Origin of the sequence: Bacillus sp. EKM420B (genome assembly GCF_011065565.1) — a bacterium.
Lineage (GTDB): Bacteria > Bacillota > Bacilli > Bacillales > Bacillaceae > Bacillus > Bacillus velezensis.
Genome location: NZ_JAAMNX010000003.1, coordinates 525,828 through 544,976 on the forward strand (window position 1 = coordinate 525,828; position 19,149 = coordinate 544,976).

General features: G+C 48.7%; 18 protein-coding genes. 16 read left to right on the forward strand and 2 right to left on the reverse strand.

Features of this window, described 5'->3' with window-relative positions:
- Positions 1-20: 20 nt before the first annotated feature.
- Genes G9F48_RS12820 through prpB form a run of 4 tightly spaced genes read left to right on the forward strand, consistent with a single transcriptional unit; the run spans position 21 to position 4,652 of the window.
- Positions 21-1,154, forward strand: coding sequence for an acyl-CoA dehydrogenase (locus G9F48_RS12820; RefSeq protein WP_165409577.1), 1,134 nt, complete (start codon positions 21-23; stop codon positions 1,152-1,154).
- 23 nt (positions 1,155-1,177) lie between these two features.
- On the forward strand, positions 1,178-2,275 hold the full coding sequence (gene mmgD / locus G9F48_RS12825; RefSeq protein WP_003153198.1) for a citrate synthase: 1,098 nt from the start codon (positions 1,178-1,180) through the stop codon (positions 2,273-2,275).
- A gap of 25 nt (positions 2,276-2,300) precedes the next feature.
- The gene (locus G9F48_RS12830) at positions 2,301-3,728 is read left to right on the forward strand and encodes a bifunctional 2-methylcitrate dehydratase/aconitate hydratase (RefSeq protein WP_165409578.1); all 1,428 of its coding nucleotides are present in this window, start codon (positions 2,301-2,303) and stop codon (positions 3,726-3,728) included.
- A gap of 18 nt (positions 3,729-3,746) precedes the next feature.
- Positions 3,747-4,652 (forward strand): methylisocitrate lyase, encoded by a 906-nt coding sequence (gene prpB, locus G9F48_RS12835; RefSeq protein ID WP_165409579.1) that lies wholly within the window; start codon positions 3,747-3,749, stop codon positions 4,650-4,652.
- A gap of 28 nt (positions 4,653-4,680) precedes the next feature.
- Here prpB and G9F48_RS12840 read toward each other — a convergent pair whose 3' ends face one another.
- Positions 4,681-4,923, reverse strand: a complete 243-nt coding sequence (locus tag G9F48_RS12840) for a DUF2627 domain-containing protein (RefSeq protein WP_007408378.1) — start codon at positions 4,921-4,923, stop codon at positions 4,681-4,683.
- A gap of 153 nt (positions 4,924-5,076) precedes the next feature.
- Between G9F48_RS12840 and G9F48_RS12845 the strand changes: the two genes are divergently transcribed.
- The 8 genes from G9F48_RS12845 (at position 5,077) to G9F48_RS12880 (ending at position 15,100) form a co-directional block, all read left to right on the forward strand.
- Complete coding sequence (locus G9F48_RS12845) at positions 5,077-7,146, forward strand: sigma-54 interaction domain-containing protein (RefSeq protein WP_007612462.1); 2,070 nt, start codon at positions 5,077-5,079, stop codon at positions 7,144-7,146.
- Between the two features lie 122 nt (positions 7,147-7,268).
- Positions 7,269-8,162 carry a phosphate butyryltransferase gene (gene yqiS, locus G9F48_RS12850; protein WP_165409580.1) on the forward strand — a complete coding sequence of 298 codons (894 nt, stop codon included), beginning with the start codon at positions 7,269-7,271 and terminating at the stop codon, positions 8,160-8,162.
- Between the two features lie 13 nt (positions 8,163-8,175).
- Entirely contained in the window at positions 8,176-9,270 is a 1,095-nt protein-coding gene (bcd, locus tag G9F48_RS12855) for a branched-chain amino acid dehydrogenase (RefSeq protein WP_003153209.1), read from the forward strand.
- A gap of 17 nt (positions 9,271-9,287) precedes the next feature.
- A complete protein-coding gene (gene buk / locus G9F48_RS12860) occupies positions 9,288-10,403 on the forward strand; it encodes a butyrate kinase (protein ID WP_165409581.1) in 1,116 nt (371 codons plus the stop codon).
- Positions 10,393-11,814 carry a dihydrolipoyl dehydrogenase gene (gene lpdA, locus G9F48_RS12865; RefSeq protein WP_071391642.1) on the forward strand — a complete coding sequence of 474 codons (1,422 nt, stop codon included), beginning with the start codon at positions 10,393-10,395 and terminating at the stop codon, positions 11,812-11,814. The genes buk and lpdA overlap by 11 nt, the downstream gene beginning before the upstream one ends.
- A gap of 22 nt (positions 11,815-11,836) precedes the next feature.
- Entirely contained in the window at positions 11,837-12,829 is a 993-nt protein-coding gene (locus G9F48_RS12870) for a thiamine pyrophosphate-dependent dehydrogenase E1 component subunit alpha (RefSeq protein ID WP_156735531.1), read from the forward strand.
- A 12-nt stretch (positions 12,830-12,841) separates the two neighbouring features.
- Entirely contained in the window at positions 12,842-13,825 is a 984-nt protein-coding gene (bfmBAB, locus tag G9F48_RS12875) for a 3-methyl-2-oxobutanoate dehydrogenase subunit beta (protein ID WP_003153216.1), read from the forward strand.
- Between the two features lie 21 nt (positions 13,826-13,846).
- A complete protein-coding gene (locus tag G9F48_RS12880) occupies positions 13,847-15,100 on the forward strand; it encodes a dihydrolipoamide acetyltransferase family protein (RefSeq protein ID WP_165409582.1) in 1,254 nt (417 codons plus the stop codon).
- A gap of 43 nt (positions 15,101-15,143) precedes the next feature.
- On the opposite strand, the gene G9F48_RS12885 is transcribed toward G9F48_RS12880, so the two are convergent.
- Positions 15,144-16,040: a YegS/Rv2252/BmrU family lipid kinase gene (locus G9F48_RS12885; protein WP_165409583.1), complete on the reverse strand. Its 897-nt coding sequence runs from the start codon at positions 16,038-16,040 to the stop codon at positions 15,144-15,146.
- 177 nt (positions 16,041-16,217) lie between these two features.
- Between G9F48_RS12885 and brxB the strand changes: the two genes are divergently transcribed.
- The 4 genes from brxB (at position 16,218) to G9F48_RS12905 (ending at position 19,103) form a co-directional block, all read left to right on the forward strand.
- A complete protein-coding gene (brxB, locus tag G9F48_RS12890; RefSeq protein ID WP_156735530.1) occupies positions 16,218-16,655 on the forward strand; it encodes a bacilliredoxin BrxB in 438 nt (145 codons plus the stop codon).
- 244 nt (positions 16,656-16,899) lie between these two features.
- Positions 16,900-17,667, forward strand: coding sequence for a transporter substrate-binding domain-containing protein (locus G9F48_RS12895; RefSeq protein WP_156735529.1), 768 nt, complete (start codon positions 16,900-16,902; stop codon positions 17,665-17,667).
- Positions 17,668-17,728: 61 nt separating this feature from the next.
- The gene (locus G9F48_RS12900) at positions 17,729-18,388 is read left to right on the forward strand and encodes an amino acid ABC transporter permease (RefSeq protein WP_003153227.1); all 660 of its coding nucleotides are present in this window, start codon (positions 17,729-17,731) and stop codon (positions 18,386-18,388) included.
- Positions 18,381-19,103, forward strand: a complete 723-nt coding sequence (locus G9F48_RS12905; RefSeq protein ID WP_156735528.1) for an amino acid ABC transporter ATP-binding protein — start codon at positions 18,381-18,383, stop codon at positions 19,101-19,103. Before G9F48_RS12900 ends, G9F48_RS12905 begins: the two co-directional genes overlap by 8 nt.
- Positions 19,104-19,149: the final 46 nt, after the last annotated feature.

The window sequence follows — 19,149 nt, forward strand, 5'->3', positions numbered from 1 at the left end:
CATGAGGGGAGACGGCAGCCATGCATTTTACAGAAGAGCACATCATGATGAGGAAAATGGTGCGTGATTTTGCCCGCAAGGAAATCGCGCCGGTGGTTGAGCTCATGGAATCAACAGATGAATTTCCGGAGCGGCTGATTAAAAAAATGGGCGAAGCGGGATTGATGGGCATTCCCGTCCCGGAAGCTTACGGCGGGGCGGGTGCTGATACAACATCTTACATTTTAGCGATTCATGAAATATCAAAAGTCAGCGCGGCCGTCGGCGTCATTTTGTCCGTCCACACATCGGTAGGGACAATCCCGATTTTGCATTTCGGGACAGAAGCCCAAAAACAAACGTATATTCCGAAGCTGGCAGTGGGCGAATATATTGGGGCTTTTGCGCTTACTGAGCCTCAATCCGGATCTGATGCGGGAAGCCTGAGAACAACAGCCGTGCGAAAAGGCAGTTCATATATTCTGAACGGTTCAAAAATCTTTATTACAAACGGCGGAGCGGCAGATCTGTATCTGACATTCGCCATAACCGATCCGGGTAAAGGGAGAAAGGGAATTTCGGCGTTTATCGTTGAAAAAAACACACCCGGTTTTTCTGTCGGAAAAAAAGAAAAAAAGCTCGGATTGTTAGGTTCCAATACTGTCGAATTGCAGTTTGACCAAGCGGAAATTCCGATTGAAAACCGGCTCGGCGAAGAGGGCGAGGGTTTTTCAATCGCCATGAAAAACCTTGACGTCGGACGGATCGGCATAGCGGCTCAGGCGCTCGGGATTATCGAAGCGGCGCTCGGCTGCTCGGTGGAGTACGCCAAAACCCGCAGCCAGTTCGGCAGACCCATCGCTTCGAATCAGGCCGTTTCATTTAAATTATCTGACATGGCAACGAATGCGGAAGCTGCCAAATTATTGGTCTATCATGCTGCTGATCTGTATCAGCGAGGGCTTCCGTGCGGAAAAGAAGCATCTATGGCGAAGCAATTCGCGTCCGATGCGGCGATGAAAGCGGCGGTGGAGGCTGTGCAGATTCACGGCGGCTACGGCTATATGAAAGAGTATCCCGCGGAGCGTTTATTTCGGGATGCGAAAGTCACGCAAATCTATGAAGGAACCAATGAGATTCAAAGGCTGATTATTTCTAAGTATCTTCTTCAATAAAAAGTGCGCAAAGGAGCGAAACCATGGAATCTTATTCTCCCGGTTTAGATGGCGTCATTGCGGTGGAAACGGGGATTTCTTTCCTGGATACACAGCAGGGCAGTATTTTAATCAAAGGCCACGATCTGATTGAGCTTTCTAAAACGGCCGGCTATATGGACATTGTTCATCTCTTATTGGAAGACAGACTTCCTGATGCGAAAGAGAAGAAGGCGCTTGAAGAAGACGTTCGGCGCGGCGGACACCTTCCCGAGGAAATCTTGCGTATATGCCGTCTGCTGCCCGAACGTACTCACCCGATGGACGGACTGAGGACAGGTTTGTCCGCGCTTGGAGGCTTTGATAAGGATATTGATAACCGCACCTCTTCTGTAAATCGGCACCGTGTCCGCGGGCTGATAGGCAAAATGCCCAATCTGACCGTCAACAGCTATCGAGTCATCAACGGACTGGAGCCTTTAGCGCCTGTCGGAACCTTATCGTACAGCGCAAACTTTTTATATATGATTACCGGAAAAACGCCGTCCTCCTTGGAAGAAGAAATATTCGACCGGTCGCTTCTTTTATACAGTGAGCATGAATTGCCGAACTCAACGTTTACGGCCCGTGTCATTGCTTCGACGCAATCGGATATTTACGGCGCTCTGACCGGAGCCGTCGCCTCGCTTAAGGGAAACCTTCACGGCGGAGCGAACGAAGCGGTTATGTACATGCTTGAGGAAGCGAAGGATACAGACGGGTTTACACAATTATTAACTCAAAAACTCGCAAACAAAGAAAAAATCATGGGCTTCGGCCACCGTGTCTACATGAAAAAAATGGACCCGAGGGCGCTCATGATGAAAGAAGCATTGAAAAAACTGTCTGATCTTTCAGGTGATTTCCGTCTTTATCATATGTGTGAAGCCGGAGAAACCGTCATGCGGGAGAAAAAAGGCCTTTATCCGAACTTAGATTACTACGCAGCGCCGGTCTATTACATGCTCGGCATCCCGATCCCGCTGTATACGCCTATATTTTTCAGCGCACGGACGGTCGGACTGTGCGCTCATGTCATTGAACAGCACAGCCGAAACCGGCTTTTCCGCCCGCGTGTCCGCTATACCGGAGCGCGCCTGTAAACAGATGAGAAAGGAAGATGAAAACATGACAGAACCCCGCCGAATGGATGCCGTAATCGAAGAGATTTCTGACTACGTGCTCCATCAGGAGATTGACAGTTCAGAAGCTTTCACTACGGCAGGACATGTGCTTCTTGATACGATAGGCTGCGGAATTTTGGCGCTCAGCTATCCCGAATGTACAAAGCTGCTCGGCCCGATTGTCCCGGGAACCTCCGTGCCCAACGGCAGCAGAGTCCCGGGCACGCCTTTTGTTTTAGACCCGGTCACGGCTGCCTTTAATATCGGCTGTATCAACAGGTGGCTCGATTATAATGATACGTGGCTTGCGGCCGAATGGGGGCATCCGTCTGACAATCTCGGAGGCATATTGGCTTGTGCGGATTATATATCCAGAGTGCGGATTTCAGAAGGGAAAGAACCGCTTACCGTGCGTGATGTGCTTTGCGCAATTATCAAAGCGCACGAAATTCAAGGAATTCTCGCTTTGGAAAACAGTTTAAACAGAGTCGGGCTTGACCATGTGCTGTTTGTGAAAGTGGCGACTGCGGCTGTTTGCGCACAAATGCTGGGCGGCTCAAGAGAGGAAATCAATAACGCCGTATCTCACGCTTGGATTGATAATTCAAGCCTCAGAACGTATCGTCATGCGCCGAACACCGGATCACGCAAATCATGGGCGGCCGGCGACGCGACGAGCAGAGGCGTATATTTGGCCCTTATGGCGCAAAAAGGTGAAATGGGGTACCCGACGGCTCTGACCGCATCTGGGTGGGGATTTCAAGACGTATTATTTAACCGGCAGGAAATGAAGCTTGCCCGCCCGCTTGGGTCCTATGTGATGGAGAATGTTTTGTTTAAAGTATCCTACCCGGCTGAATTCCACGCCCAGACAGCGGCGGAATGCGCGGTCCGGCTTCATCCGGAGGTGAAAGACCGCATCGAAGACATTGACAGGATCACGATTATGACCCATGAGTCGGCAATCCGGATTATCGATAAAAAAGGGCCGCTTCACAATCCGGCTGACCGGGATCACTGCCTCCAGTATATTACGGCAATCGGGCTGCTTTTCGGAGATATCACGGCGGATCATTATGAAGAGGAAACGGCGTCTGACCCGCGAATTGATACATTGCGGAGCAAAATGGAGGTGACGGAACACAAAGCGTACTCAATAGATTACTTAGACCCGAATAAGCGATCCATCTCAAATGCCGTACAGGTGCATTTTACAGACGGCACGGCTACGGGACGGATTGAATGTGAATATCCGCTCGGGCACCGATTCCGCAGAAAAGAAGCCGTTCCGAAGATTCTTGCCAAGTTTTCAGCAAACATCAGCACTCATTTTTCATTGAAGCAGCAGCGGAAAATCGAAGAGGCCTGTAAAGATAGCGGCCGAATGCAGAAGCTCAGCGTTAGTGAATTTATGGACTTATTTCTCATATAAAATAGGAGGGTGACAAACATGACGTGGATCGTCAGCAAGCAGTCGTCTCAAAAGGAGCTTGCAGAGCGGTTCCGTACGCTGATGGCAGCGCCGGATCTATTGCAGATTCCCGGCGCTCACGATGCGATGGCCGCTCTTATCGCCAAGAAAACGGGTTTTTCGGCTCTTTATTTATCAGGCGCGGCTTACACGGCGAGCAGAGGGCTGCCCGATTTAGGCATCATCACGTCGGCGGAAATGGCTGAACGGGTTAAAGATCTGGTCCGCTCGTCTGATCTGCCCGTCCTCGTCGATATTGACACGGGTTTCGGAGGCGTGCTGAATGCCGCCAGGACGGCGAAAGAAATGTATGAAGCGCGCGCGGCCGCCGTCCAAATGGAGGATCAGCGCCTGCCGAAAAAATGCGGACATCTGAATGGGAAGCAGCTCGTGCCGATTGAAGAAATGGCGCAAAAAATCCAAGCGGTCAAGCGGGCCGCGCCGACTCTTCTTGTTGTTGCGAGAACAGACGCCAGACAGCAGGAAGGGCTGGAGGGGGCACTAAAAAGGGCGTCCGCTTATATAAAAGCGGGTGCTGACGCTGTTTTTCCGGAAGCGCTCCAATCCGAAAGTGAATTCAGAGCGTTTTCCAAACAAATCAGTGTGCCGATTCTCGCAAATATGACTGAATTCGGACAAACGCCGTATTACAGTGCTGATGAATTTTCCGATATGGGCTGTCAGATGGTCATTTACCCGGTCACGTCACTCAGAACGGCGGCCAAGGCTTTTGAACGTATTTTCCGCCTTCTGAAAGAAGAAGGCTCTCAAAAAGAGGGGCTTTCGGATATGCAGACGAGAAAAGAATTATATGAAACGATCGCTTACGATGACTATGAAGAACTGGATCAATCCATTGCCAAAACGATACTGCCGGACGACTGAAAAAGCCCTTTTTTTGCAAGGGCTTTTTTTACAGCTTTTTTTTCCTGAACCGCGGGCTGACTTGATTGCGTTTCCGATCTCTGTACAGAATAAACCCGGCCAGGACATAAAGGCCGAACAAAAAAAACGCCAATCCGGCCGCCCCCTGAAGAAAAAGGGACGGAAACGGGGAAAACGCATGCCCGAATAATGCATCTCTCATCAGCTTAATGCCGAGCGCCGCGACAGCGCCGGGGAGGACCAGAATCAAAAGCGCAACAAGCCGGCTCATATTCAGAAAACCCCTTTACGATATGATTTCCTTTATTGTCCAATCGAAAAAATATTTTGTCAAGAGATCAAAACGTGGTAACATAGGGGTTGTGCAAATTATTGCAACGGGAAATACAGGTGTGCAAATTTTTTCATATAAAGGGGTATCGGGATGCAGAAGGTGCTGATTATAGGTGCTGGTAAAGGAGGCACGGCGCTCCTACAGATTTTGATGAAAACAAAACTGATCCGGATTATTGCGGTGGTTGACCAAGATCCGGAGGCGCAAGGGCTGCAAGAAGCCCGGAGATATGGAATTGCAACCTCATCAGATTGGAAACCCTACATAACTGAAGATATAGATATTATCATCCATACAACAGGCGATAAAGCGGTCATGGATGAGCTGCTCCATGAGAAAAAAGAACAAACCATCGTCATGCCGGGAAAATTGGCGTACATGGTGTTTCAGCTGATGGAGGAAAAACAGCAGCTTATCCAAATGCTGAAGTCGCAGACGTATAAGCATGACCGGATTTTTAATTCAACGCACGACGGCATGATTTTTATAGACGTCAACGAAACGATCATTTTATTTAATCAGATGGCAGAAAAAATGGTCGGCCGAAAACGGGAGGATGTCATCGGCCGCCAAATTAAAGATGTAGTGCCGAACACAAAGCTGCCGCGGATTCTGGAAACGAGAGAGCCGGAATATAACCAGAAGCAGCTTCTCGGCAAGCACCTGCAGATTGTCACGACAAGACTGCCGATCATTGATGAAGGCGGAAAACTTCTCGGCGCATTATGCGTGTTTAAAGACATCACCGACGCAGTTGAACTGGCGGAAGAGGTCACGAACTTAAAACAAATCCGCACCATGCTTGAAGCGATTATTCAATCGTCAGACGAGGCCATTTCCGTCGTTGATGAAAACGGCATCGGAATGTTAATCAACAAAGCGTATACAAAAATGACCGGGCTGTCAGAAAGCGAAGTCATCGGAAAACCCGCTTCCACCGATATCTCAGAAGGGGAAAGCATGCACCTGAAAGTATTGGGGACAAGGCGGCCCGTTCGGGGTGTGAGGATGAAGGTCGGCCCCAATAAAAAGGATGTCATCGTAAATGTTGCCCCCGTTATTGTGGACGGTATTTTAAAAGGCAGCGTCGGCGTCATCCACGACGTGTCAGAAATTAAAACGCTGACTGCTGAGCTGAATCGGGCGCGCCAGATCATCCGCACGCTTGAAGCGAAATACACGTTTGACGACATTATCGGCACGAGTGAACAAATGCTGGTCGCCCTTGAACAGGCGAAGCTCGGGGCGAAAACGCCGGCGACGATTCTGCTGCGGGGAGAATCCGGCACAGGAAAAGAACTTTTCGCCCATGCCATCCATAATGAAAGCGACCGAAAATACAATAAATTCATCCGGGTCAATTGTGCGGCCCTGTCTGAATCCCTGCTTGAATCCGAGCTTTTCGGCTATGAGGAAGGCGCGTTTACGGGTGCGAGGCGCGGGGGCAAAAAAGGACTTTTTGAGGAAGCGAATAACGGCAGCATTTTCTTAGATGAAATCGGAGAGCTGACCCAAAGCACCCAGGCAAAGCTGCTCAGAGTTCTGCAGGAAAAAGAAATTATCAGAGTCGGCGGCGCTAAAGCGATTTCTGTCAATGTCAGAATTATCGCAGCGACAAACGTCAACATCGAAAAGGCCATGGCGGAAGGCGCGTTCCGTGAAGACCTGTATTACCGGATTAACCGCTATCCGATCTCAATCCCGCCGCTTCGGCAGCGCAAAGAAGATATTGAAGCGCTGAGCATTCGGCTCATTGAAAAAATCAATCAGGATTACGGCCGCAATGTAAAGGGGCTCACGCCGAACGCGCTGCGAGCTTTATCAGCCTACAGCTGGCCGGGAAACGTACGGGAGCTTGAAAATGTTCTCGGACGGGCAATGATATTTTTAGAGCCGCACATGGAACGGATCGAACAGCAGCATCTGCCTGTTTTCGAATCAGAGCTGAATGAAAAAAACGGCACCCAAAGTGATTTTCCGGATGTAGAAGGGGAAAAGCTGTCTCAGGCTGTTGAAAAATTTGAAGCGCACGTCATTCAAAAAACGCTTGAAAAGCATAAATTCAACCGAACCAAAACGGCGAAAGCGCTTGGTGTCAGCATTCGGAATCTGTACTACAAAATGGACAAGTACGGCCTTGCAAATGACGGCATGCAATAAATTGCAGAGAAAGCGCAAACAGCTGCATGTGTTCTTGAAAAAAGCCGGAATAAACCCTTTCGCATATTTGGCACGGAACTTGCATTGTTAAAAGCGGATTCGCACAAGAAAGGTGGTACAAAATGAAGCTGAAAGACCTAGTTGAAAAAGCCGCGGCAAAAAACGCAAAAACCATTGCAGTGGCCCACGCAGCAGATAAAGAAGTGATCCAGGCCGTCAAAATGGCGGCAGAACACTTGTCGGCACGATTTTTACTGACGGGTGACAGCGGAAAGCTGAAAGAGCTTCTGGCAAATGAGCCGAAGTTCAATGCTGACATCATCCACGCCGATTCACCAGAAGAATCTGCGGCAAAAGCAGTGCGCGCAGTGCGTGAACAAGAGGCGGACATTTTAATGAAAGGGAATCTCCCGAGCTCAACTCTTCTGAAATCGGTTTTAAACCGCCAGGAAGGGCTTCGTTCAAAAAGGGTGTTATCACATGTAGCCGTTTTTGAAGTGCCGGACTATGACCGGCTGATGTATGTAACTGATTCAGCGCTGAACATCGCCCCGTCTCTTGAAGAGCTCGGGCATATTCTGCAAAATGCGGTTCATGTCGCACATTCAGTAGGGAACCCTATGCCGAAAGCCGCAGTCCTTGCCGCTATTGAAACGGTTAATCCGAAAATGGAGGCGACGCTGAACGCGGCTGCGATCGTCCAGATGTGCAATAGAGGACAGATTACCGGCTGCATTGCGGACGGACCGCTTGCTTTGGATAATGCCGTATCCCAAGCGGCTGCGCTGCAAAAAGGGATTTCCGGAGGCGTAGCGGGCCAGGCGGACATTCTCTTGGTTCCTTCAATCGAGGCCGGAAATATGCTTTATAAGTCAATGATTTATTTTGCGAAAGCAAATGTTGCTGCCGTCATCGCCGGTGCAAAAGCGCCGATCGCATTAACGAGCAGAGCGGATACCGCAGAAAATAAACTGTATTCAATTGCGCTTGCGATTTGCGCATCACAAGAACAGTAGGAGGAACGAACCTATGGAAATTTTTAAATATATGGAGACTTACGATTACGAACAATTGGTATTCTGCCAAGATGAACAATCCGGATTAAAAGCGATCATCGCGATTCATGATACGACGCTCGGCCCTGCACTCGGCGGAACAAGAATGTGGACATATGACAGTGAAGAAGCGGCGATTGAAGATGCACTGAGACTCGCAAAAGGCATGACTTATAAAAATGCGGCTGCCGGTTTAAACTTAGGCGGCGGGAAAACCGTTATTATCGGAGACCCGCGCAAAGATAAAAATGAAGAAATGTTCCGCGCGTTCGGCCGCTACATCCAAGGCTTAAACGGAAGGTATATTACGGCGGAAGACGTCGGCACCACTGTTGAAGATATGGACATCATTCATGATGAAACAGACTATGTAACCGGAATTTCTCCGGCATTCGGTTCATCAGGAAATCCGTCCCCGGTTACGGCGTACGGCGTCTACAAAGGGATGAAAGCCGCAGCGAAAGCGGCGTTTGGCACTGATTCACTGGAAGGTAAAACAATTGCCGTGCAAGGCGTGGGAAATGTGGCTTACAATCTATGCCGCCACCTTCACGAAGAAGGCGCTTCTTTAATCGTAACGGATATCAATAAAGAATCTGTTAAACGTGCCGTTGAGGACTTCGGCGCCCGCGCGGTTGATCCCGGCGACATTTACTCACAGGCGTGCGATATTTATGCCCCATGTGCTCTCGGCGCCGTCATTAACGATGACACGATTAAACAGCTGAAGGCGAAAGTCATTGCGGGAGCGGCCAATAACCAGCTGAAAGAAACACGTCACGGCGATACCATTCATGAAATGGGAATCGTGTACGCTCCGGATTATGTCATCAATGCAGGCGGCGTCATCAATGTGGCCGATGAGCTTTACGGCTACAATGCTGAGCGGGCTTTAAAAAAAGTTGAAGGCATCTATGCAAACATTGAGCGGGTGCTCGATATTTCCGCGCGTGACGGCATTCCGACATACTTAGCGGCCGACCGTCTGGCTGAGGAACGAATTGAACGCATGCGCCGTTCAAGAAGCCAGTTTCTGCAAAACGGCCAAAGTATATTAAGCAGACGATAGGAATTTGATCTGGAGGTATGAAAATGTTCGAAAAGGAAAAACGCATTCTCATTCTGAATCCAGGCTCAACATCAACGAAAATCGGTGTCTTTCACAATGAACGCTGTATCTTTGAAAAGACGCTGCGGCATCCCGAAGAAGAGCTGAAAACATTTAACGGCATTATCGACCAGTACGAATTTCGAAAAATAAGCATTCTTGAGTCTTTGCACGAACAGGGCATCAACATTTCAAAGTTTGATGCCGTTTGTGCCAGGGGCGGCCTGCTCAGACCGATTGAGGGCGGCACATATGAAGTGAATGACGCCATGATCACTGATTTGAAAAACGGCTACAACGGCCAGCATGCTTCTAATCTGGGCGGAATTATTGCCAGGGAAATAGCTGACGGACTAAATATCCCCGCGTATATCGTCGATCCGGTCGTGGTGGATGAGATGACTCCGCTCGCTAAAGTATCAGGGATGCCTGAAATCAAGCGGAAAAGCATTTTTCATGCTTTGAACCAAAAAGCTGTTGCCCGTCAGGCGGCGGCGTCCCTCGGCAAACGGTATGAACAGATGAAGATGATCGTCACTCATATGGGCGGCGGCATCACAGTCGGTGTCCATGATTGCGGACGGGTGACGGATGTCAACAACGGGCTTCACGGAGAAGGGCCCTTCAGCCCGGAGCGCGCGGGAACCGTTCCTGCGGGTGATTTGGTGGAGATGTGTTTTTCCGGCAAGTATTCAAAAGCCGATATGATGAAAAAAATTGTCGGCACGGGCGGACTCTCCGGCTACCTGGGGACAACGGACGCGGTGAAGGTGGAAAAACGCATTCAGGCTGGAGATGAGCATGCGAGGCTCATTTATGACGCCATGGCTTATCAAGTAGCAAAAGAAATCGGGGCGGCAAGCGCCGTATTAAAAGGAAAAGTAGACATTATCGTCCTGACGGGCGGATTGGCGTACGGGAAAAGTTTCGTATCCGCCATCAGATCGTACATAGATTGGATTTCGGATGTACTGGTGTACCCGGGAGAAAATGAACTGCAATCTCTCGCGCAAGGCGCGCTTCGGGTTTTAGCCGGTGAGGAGCAGTCAAAGCAATATCAGATCGGCGAAGGAGTGAAAACAAATGGCGACTGAATATGATGTGGTCATTCTGGGCGGCGGGACGGGCGGTTATGTAGCCGCCATCAGAGCGGCCCAGCTCGGCTTAAAAACGGCCGTTGTAGAAAAAGAAAAACTCGGCGGAACATGCCTGCATAAAGGATGTATCCCGAGTAAAGCGCTGTTAAGAAGCGCGGAAGTGTACCGAACCGCAAAGGAAGCGGCAGCATTCGGCATTGAAACGGAAGGTGTCTCCCTCCGCTTTGACAGCGTGCAAAAACGAAAGCAGGGAATCGTTGACCGGCTGGCCGGCGGTGTCGCCCACCTGATGAAAAAGGGGAAGATTGATGTATTCAACGGGTACGGACGTATGCTCGGCCCTTCCATCTTCTCACCTCTTCCCGGTACGGTTTCCGTCGAATACGCAAATGGTGAAGAAAACGACATGCTGATACCGAAACAATTGATTATCGCAACCGGTTCAAGGCCGAAAATGCTGCCGGGTTTAGAAGCAGACGGTACATATATTCTGACATCAGATGAAGCGCTTGAGCTTGAACGTTTGCCCCAATCCATGATGATCGTCGGCGGCGGTGTCATCGGAATTGAATGGGCATCCATGCTGAACGATTTCGGCGTCAATATCACTGTGATTGAATATGCGGACCGCATTTTGCCGACTGAAGACCGTGATATTTCAAGCGAGATGGAAAAACTGTTAACGAAAAAAGGAATTAAGATCGTAACGGGTGCGAAAGTGCTTCCGGATACATTGGAAAAAGCGGACGGCGTTTCAATTGCCGCTGAAAAGAATGGAAAAAAAGAAACGTATCACGCGGAACAAATGCTTGTTTCCATCGGCCGCCAGCCGAACATTGAAGGGATCGGCCTTGAAAACACGGATATTGAAGCGGAAAACGGTTCTATCATCGTGAACGAAGCCGGGCAGACGAAGGAATCGCACATTTATGCGATCGGTGATGTTGTCGGCGGTCTTCAGCTTGCGCATGTGGCCTCCCGTGAAGGCATCATTGCCGTTGAGCATATGGCGGGTCTTAATCCGGCTCCGCTTGATGCAGCTCTTGTGCCGAAATGCATTTATTCAAATCCGGAAGCGGCGAGTGTCGGTCTGACAGAAGAGGAAGCAACCCGAAAAGGACATGAACTTAAGATCGGGAAGTTTCCGTTCATGGCAATCGGAAAGGCTCTTGTATACGGAGAAAGCGATGGCTTTGTCAAAATCGTCGCCGATCGGAATACAGATGATATTCTCGGTGTTCATATGATCGGTCCGCACGTCACCGATATGATCTCTGAAGCGGGGCTTGCCAAGGTGCTCGATGCGACGCCGTGGGAAATCGGTCAGTCCATACATCCGCATCCGTCGCTTTCAGAAGCGATTGGAGAAGCTGCGTTAGCCGCAGACGGAAACGCGATTCATTTTTAAAAGGAAAGAAGGAGGGGTTTGAATGACTACAAACCGCCATCAAGCATTAGGGCTCTCTGACGAAGAAGCCGTTGAAATGTATAGAACCATGCTGTTAGCCAGAAAAATCGACGAAAGAATGTGGCTCTTGAACCGCTCGGGCAAAATTCCGTTCGTTGTTTCATGTCAAGGACAGGAAGCGGCTCAAGTAGGCGCGGCCTATGCTTTAAACCGTGATACCGACTATGTGCTTCCTTACTACAGAGATATGGGAGTTGTGCTTGCATTCGGTATGACTGCAAAGGACTTGATGATGTCCGGTTTTGCGAAAGCGGCTGACCCGAACTCAGGCGGAAGGCAGATGCCTGGCCACTTCGGGCAAAAGGATAACAGAATCGTAACGGGCTCATCTCCTGTGACAACGCAGGTGCCTCATGCAGTCGGAATCGCGCTTGCGGGACGCATGGATAAAAAGGATATCGTCTCTTTCGTTACCTTTGGAGAAGGATCTTCCAACCAGGGGGATTTTCACGAAGGGGCAAACTTTGCCGCCGTGTATAAATTGCCGGTCATTTTCATGTGTGAAAACAATAAGTATGCTATTTCTGTTCCGTATGACAAACAGGTGGCGTGCGAAAATATTTCCGACCGCGCAGCAGGCTACGGCATGCCGGGAGTCACAGTTGACGGAAACGACCTGCTGGAAGTTTACCGGGCCGTGAAAGAAGCGCGCGAACGGGCATCTAAAGGCGAAGGTCCTACATTAATAGAAACGGTTTCCTACCGGTTGACGCCGCATTCCAGTGATGACGACGACAGCAGCTACAGAGAACGCGAAGAAGTAGAAGAAGCAAAGAAACAAGATCCGCTTCTTTTATACAAAGCATACTTGCAAGAAGCCGGGCTTCTAGATGAAGAAGAAGAAAAGACCATGCTGGATGACATCATGGCTATCGTAAACGAAGCGACAGACGAAGCGGAGAAAGCGCCATACGCATCTCCTGAATCAACGCTTGATCACGTTTATGCGAAGTAGGGAGGAATACTTATGTCTGTAATGTCTTATATTGACAGTATTAATGCAGCTATGAAAGAAGAAATGGAAAGAGATCCGCGCGTTTTTGTCCTCGGGGAAGACGTCGGGAGAAAAGGCGGCGTATTTAAAGCCACGGCGGGTCTCTATGAACAGTTCGGAGAAGAGCGGGTGATGGATACGCCGCTTGCGGAATCAGCGATTGCGGGTGTCGGAATCGGCGCCGCGATGTACGGCATGCGCCCGATTGCCGAGATGCAGTTTGCCGATTTCATTCTGCCTGCGGTCAACCAAATCATTTCAGAAGCGGCCAAAATACGTTACCGTTCAAACAATGATTGGAGCTGTCCGATGGTCATCAGAGCGCCTTACGGGGGCGGCGTGCACGGCGCGTTGTATCATTCCCAATCTGTGGAGGCCATTTTTGCCAACCAGCCGGGTCTTAAAATTGTCATGCCTTCAACTCCTTATGACGCAAAAGGGCTGTTGAAAGCCGCAGTCCGTGACGAAGATCCCGTGCTGTTTTTCGAACATAAAAGGGCGTACCGCCTGATTAAAGGAGAAGTCCCTGCTGATGATTACGTCCTTCCGATCGGAAAGGCGGATGTAAAACGCGAAGGCAGCGACATTACTGTCATTACGTACGGATTATGCGTCCATTTCGCTCTGCAGGCTGCCGAGCGTCTTGAAAAAGACGGAATTTCCGCGCACGTATTAGATTTGCGTACGGTTTATCCGTTAGATAAAGAAGCCATCATTGAAGCTGCGTCTAAAACGGGAAAAGTATTGCTGATCACAGAAGATACGAAAGAAGGCGGTATTATGAGCGAGGTCGCCGCCATTATTTCTGAAAACTGCTTATTTGATTTAGACGCGCCGATCAAGCGGCTTGCAGGTCCTGATGTTCCGGCAATGCCTTATGCGCCGACAATGGAAAAATACTTCATGATGAATCCTGACAAAGCAGAAGCCGCGATGAGAGAATTAGCGGAGTTTTAAAGACGTAAGGAGGTTTTTGACATGGCGATTGAACAAATGGCTATGCCTCAGCTCGGAGAGAGCGTGACGGAAGGGACGATCAGCAAGTGGCTGGTATCCCCCGGTGATCAAGTGAATAAATATGACCCCATTGCGGAGGTCATGACGGATAAAGTGAATGCGGAGGTGCCGTCTTCTTTTACCGGTACGATTACAGAACTTGTAGGAGAAGAAGGCCAGACTCTTACAGTCGGCGAGATCATCTGCAAAATTGAAACGGAAACCGAAGAGGCGCCGAAGCGGGAAGAAGAGCAGAATACCCCTTCAGACACCGATGCAAACCGTCAAGGTAAAGATCAGTCAAATAAAGCGCGTTATTCACCGGCCGTGCTCAGATTAGCAGGAGAACACGGCATTCAGCTTGAAGAAGTTGAAGGAACGGGTGCAGGCGGAAGAATTACGCGAAAAGACATTCAAAAGATCATTGATTCGGGAGTGCAGCAGAAGTCGGAAGCACCGGCGCCGGCTGCCGTTCAAACAACGCAACAAGCGCCGAAACAACAGCAAAAACAAGCGCCGGCGCCAGCTCTGTCAGCCGGTGATATTGAGATTCCGGTTACAGGCGTCAGAAAAGCCATCGCCGCCAATATGCATAAAAGCAAAACAGAAATTCCGCACGCCTGGACGATGATGGAAGTCGACGTCACGAACATGACGGCGTACAGAAACAGCATAAAAGACTCATTTAAACAGAAAGAAGGCTTCAATTTAACATTTTTCGCTTTCTTTGTAAAAGCGGCGGCGCAGGCTCTCAAAGAGTTCCCGCAGATGAACAGCATGTGGGCGGGAGACAAAATCGTCCAAAAGAAAGACATCAACATCTCTATTGCCGTTGCCACGGAAGATTCGCTGTTTGTTCCGGTTATTAAGCATGCTGATGAAAAAACGATTAAAGGCATAGCCAGAGAAATAACGGACCTTGCGAAAAAAGTGAGAAACGGAAAACTTACCGCGGAAGATATGCAGGGCGGCACATTTACCGTCAATAACACGGGATCTTTCGGCTCAGTTCAATCTATGGGCATTATCAACCATCCGCAGGCGGCGATTCTTCAGGTAGAATCTATCGTCAAACGTCCGGTTGTCATGAATAACGGGATGATTGCCGTTCGTGATATGGTTAATCTTTGCCTGTCTTTAGATCACAGAGTGCTCGACGGGCTCGTGTGCGGCCGATTCCTCGGACGCGTCAAAGAAATCTTAGAAAACATTGACGAAAATACTTCAGTCTATTAAAAAAACTCCTTTTGCCCGGGCGGCAAAAGGAGCTTTTTTACTTTCATTGTGAATCCTCGGGAACAAGCATAGTGAGATGATGTTTTTTCACTTCGATCGTACAAGGTGTTGTTCCGTATACCTCGCCATCTGTATCCGCGTCCATTTCACGTCCGGTTTCGATTTCAATCCTGGAGGCCTGAATATAGGACAGCTCCCCTTTGAAATCATCAAATGAACCCTGCTCCATCATCATCAGCTCCCGCAACGCGGCAAGGCTTGTGTTGCGGCAGATTAACACATCGGCTAAGCCGTCCCGGAGGCTGGCATCAGGCAGGGGAACTCGGTTTGTCCCGATATAATGCCCGTTCATGACAAGCACCATTACGGCTTCGTCTTCTTTCACCTCGCCGTCAATCGTCAATTTGACAGGGAACGGGTTCGCGCTTGTCATCGTTCGCAAGGCGCTCGTGAAGTAGCTGATTTTACCGAGCCATGCTTTTTCAGTTTCATTGATATGGCTTGATGCTTCGGTGATCAATCCGATGCCCCAAAAGTTCAGAAAATAGCCGTCATCCGTTTTACAGACGTCAATCATTCGTTTATGTCCGGACGCGAGCGCTTCAGCGGCCTTTTGAAGGTTTTGCGGGATGCCGAGCGCCCGGGAGAAATCGTTGCACGTTCCTCCCGGCAAAATGCCGACAGCGGGCCTGTGATCAAGTTTGCTGATGCTGTTGATGCATTGATGCACAGTGCCGTCTCCGCCTAAAATATATAAATGGTCAACTGAACTGTCGAGGTTTTCACAATACTGACGGGCATCATCCTGATGTTTGGTCGGTTTAATCAAAAGTTCGTCAGCTGACTGGGCCAAAATGGGGACGACCGTGCCGAGCGTTTTATCAATCTGTTTTTGACCGGCGTTTCCGTTATAAATTAATACTGCTTTCCGTTGGCTCATACGACTGCTCCTTTATTTCAGACAATCTCTTTAACAAGTTTCCCGTTTTTAAAAGGTCATAAACTTACATCGGGTACATAAAAGGGACAAAAACAATTGGATATGAGCGGTGTCATTTGCCGATAGGGAGGTTCCTTGCTATCATAAGAAGAGATGATCAAAAAGGAGAGGTCCCAGTTGAATATGGATTTTAATTTATTTATGAATGATGTTGTGCGTCAAGCCCGCCAGGAAATCACGGCCGCCGGGTATACAGAGCTGAAAACCGCTGAGGAAGTGGACGAAGCGCTTACGAAAAAAGGCACCACACTCGTCATGGTCAACTCTGTGTGCGGATGCGCAGGCGGTATTGCACGGCCTGCCGCGTACCATTCCGTACATTACGATAAACGCCCGGATCAGCTTGTGACGGTATTTGCCGGACAGGATAAAGAAGCGACAGCCAAAGCGAGAGAATACTTTGAAGGCTATCCGCCGTCCTCTCCGTCATTTGCCATTTTAAAAGACGGGAAAATCATGAAAATGGTGGAACGCCATGAAATTGAAGGCCATGAGCCGATGGCCGTCGTCACAAAACTGCAGGAAGCATTTGAAGAATATTGTGAAGAAGTATAAGTGAAAGAAAAACCCCGGAAGCGCTCGGCTCCGGGGTTTTTTATATGGAAACTGTATAAATATAAATATTTATACACCGGCATTCAGCTGTCACTAATCGGAAAAACAATGACTATAATAAACACAGAAAGGAAAATATATTTTTCAAAAATAGTATTGCATCACAATTGAAAAGTGTTTAAAATACAAGTTAACGAATAAATATTCAAATTTAAGAGATCAGTAGATATGGGGGAAATGAATCATGAAGAAATGGCTGTTGGTATTAACTGCCGCATGTATCACCTTTGCGCTGTCCGCCTGCGGATCAGGCAATTCAGGCTCAGAAGGCGGAAAGAACAAGCTGATTATGGGTACATCGGCTGACTATAAACCATTTGAATATAAAGACGGCGATCAGATCACCGGGTTTGACGTTGATCTGGCAAAAGCTCTGGGCAAAAAGACCGGCTATGACGTTGAGGTGCAGGACATGGACTTCAACAGCCTGATTACAGCTTTGAAGTCCAAGCAGGTAGATATGATTTTATCTGGAATGACACCTACGCCGGAACGGAAAAAGCAAGTTGATTTTTCTGATATTTATTATACTGCTAACAATATGATTGTTACGAAAAAGGGAAGCAGCATTAAATCCCTGAATGATCTGAAAGGCAAAACCGTCGGTGTTCAGCTCGGCTCCATTCAAGAGGAAAAAGGCAAGAAGCTCGCTTCGAAATACGGTTTTCAGCTCGAAGACCGCAACCGGATCTCAGACTTAACGGAAGAGATCAAATCCGGGCGTTTTGATGCCGCGATTATCGAAGACATCGTAGCACAAGGCTATTTCAGTTCAAATAACGATCTGCAGGGCTTTGCGTCAGCAGATGCGAAATCAGACGAATCGGGCTCCGCGATTGCGTTCCGCAAAGACAGTGATCTGACAGCGAAGTTTAACAAAGCGCTGAAAGAAATGGAGAAAAACGGAGAAATCGAAAAACTGAAGAAAAAATGGTTCACCAACGAGAAATAAAAGAAAGCTCAACTTTTCGTTGAGCTTTTTATCTTGAATAAAGACAAAGGAGATCACACGTATGAATTTGGATTTCTCAGCGACAATCCCCCAAATTCCTTTTATATTGGAAGGCCTTGCGGTCACATTAAAAATTGTGCTCGTTTCAGCGGTCATCGGTCTTGTATTAGGAATCGTGCTCAGCTTATTTAAAATCAGCACGATCAGTCCGCTGAAATGGATTGCGGATTTTTATACTTCGATATTCCGCGGCACGCCGCTCGTGCTGCAGCTGATGATCATCTATTTCGGTATGCCGCAGCTTCTCGGCTTTCAGATCGATCAATTTTGGGCGGCGGTCACCGCATTATCGCTCAATTCAGCCGCTTACGTCTCTGAAATTATCAGAGCGGGAATCAACGCAATTGACAAAGGACAAAAAGAGGCTGCCGTCGCTCTCGGCGTGCCGTACGGAAAAATGATGAAAGATCTGCTGCTGCCGCAGGCGTTTAAAAACATTTCTCCGGCTATTATTAACGAATTAATCACCTTGACGAAAGAATCGGCGATCGTCACGGTAATCGGTCTCGGAGACATTATGAGACGGGCCTACCAGTCCGGCGCCGCAACATACAACTATTTAGAACCTCTTATTGTGGCGGGCTTAATCTATTACGTGCTCGTTTTGATCTTAGCATTCATCGGAAAAGGCGTAGAAAGGAAGCTGAAAGCCAATGATTAAGGTCGATAACCTGTCAAAATCATTCGGGAAACATGAAGTACTGAAAAACATTTCAACACAGATCGAAGAAGGGGAAGTCGTCGCCGTCATCGGGCCTTCCGGTTCCGGCAAATCAACGTTTCTGCGCTGCTTAAATCTGCTGGAAACCCCGAGCGGCGGAACGATTGCCATTAAAGAAAACGAAATCACCGCCGCTAAAACGAATAAACTGAAAGTGCGGGAAAATATCGGCATGGTATTTCAGCATTTTCATCTGTTTCCTCATAAAACGGTGCTTGAAAATATCACATACGCGCCGGTCAGCGTGAAGAAAGAGTCCAAAAAGGCGGCGGAAGAAAAGGCGTGCGCGCTCCTCGAAAAAGTCGGGCTGCTTGAAAAACGGAACGACTATCCGAACCGCTTGTCAGGCGGGCAGAAGCAGCGTGTCGCCATCGCGCGGGCGCTTGCCATGAATCCTGACATCATGCTGTTTGATGAACCGACCTCGGCTCTTGACCCGGAAATGGTCAAAGAAGTTCTTGAGGTGATGAAAGAGCTCGCGCAGACGGGCATGACGATGGTGATCGTAACGCACGAAATGGGATTTGCCAAAGAAGTCGCAGACCGCGTATTATTTATGGATGAAGGGACGATCGTGGAAGACGGTCAGCCGGAAGAATTTTTTCTTTCTCCGAAGTCAAAAAGAGCACAGGACTTTTTAGAAAAAATATTATAAAATATAACTGTAAGAAAAGAAGAAGAATGCTCTTCTTCTTTTTTTT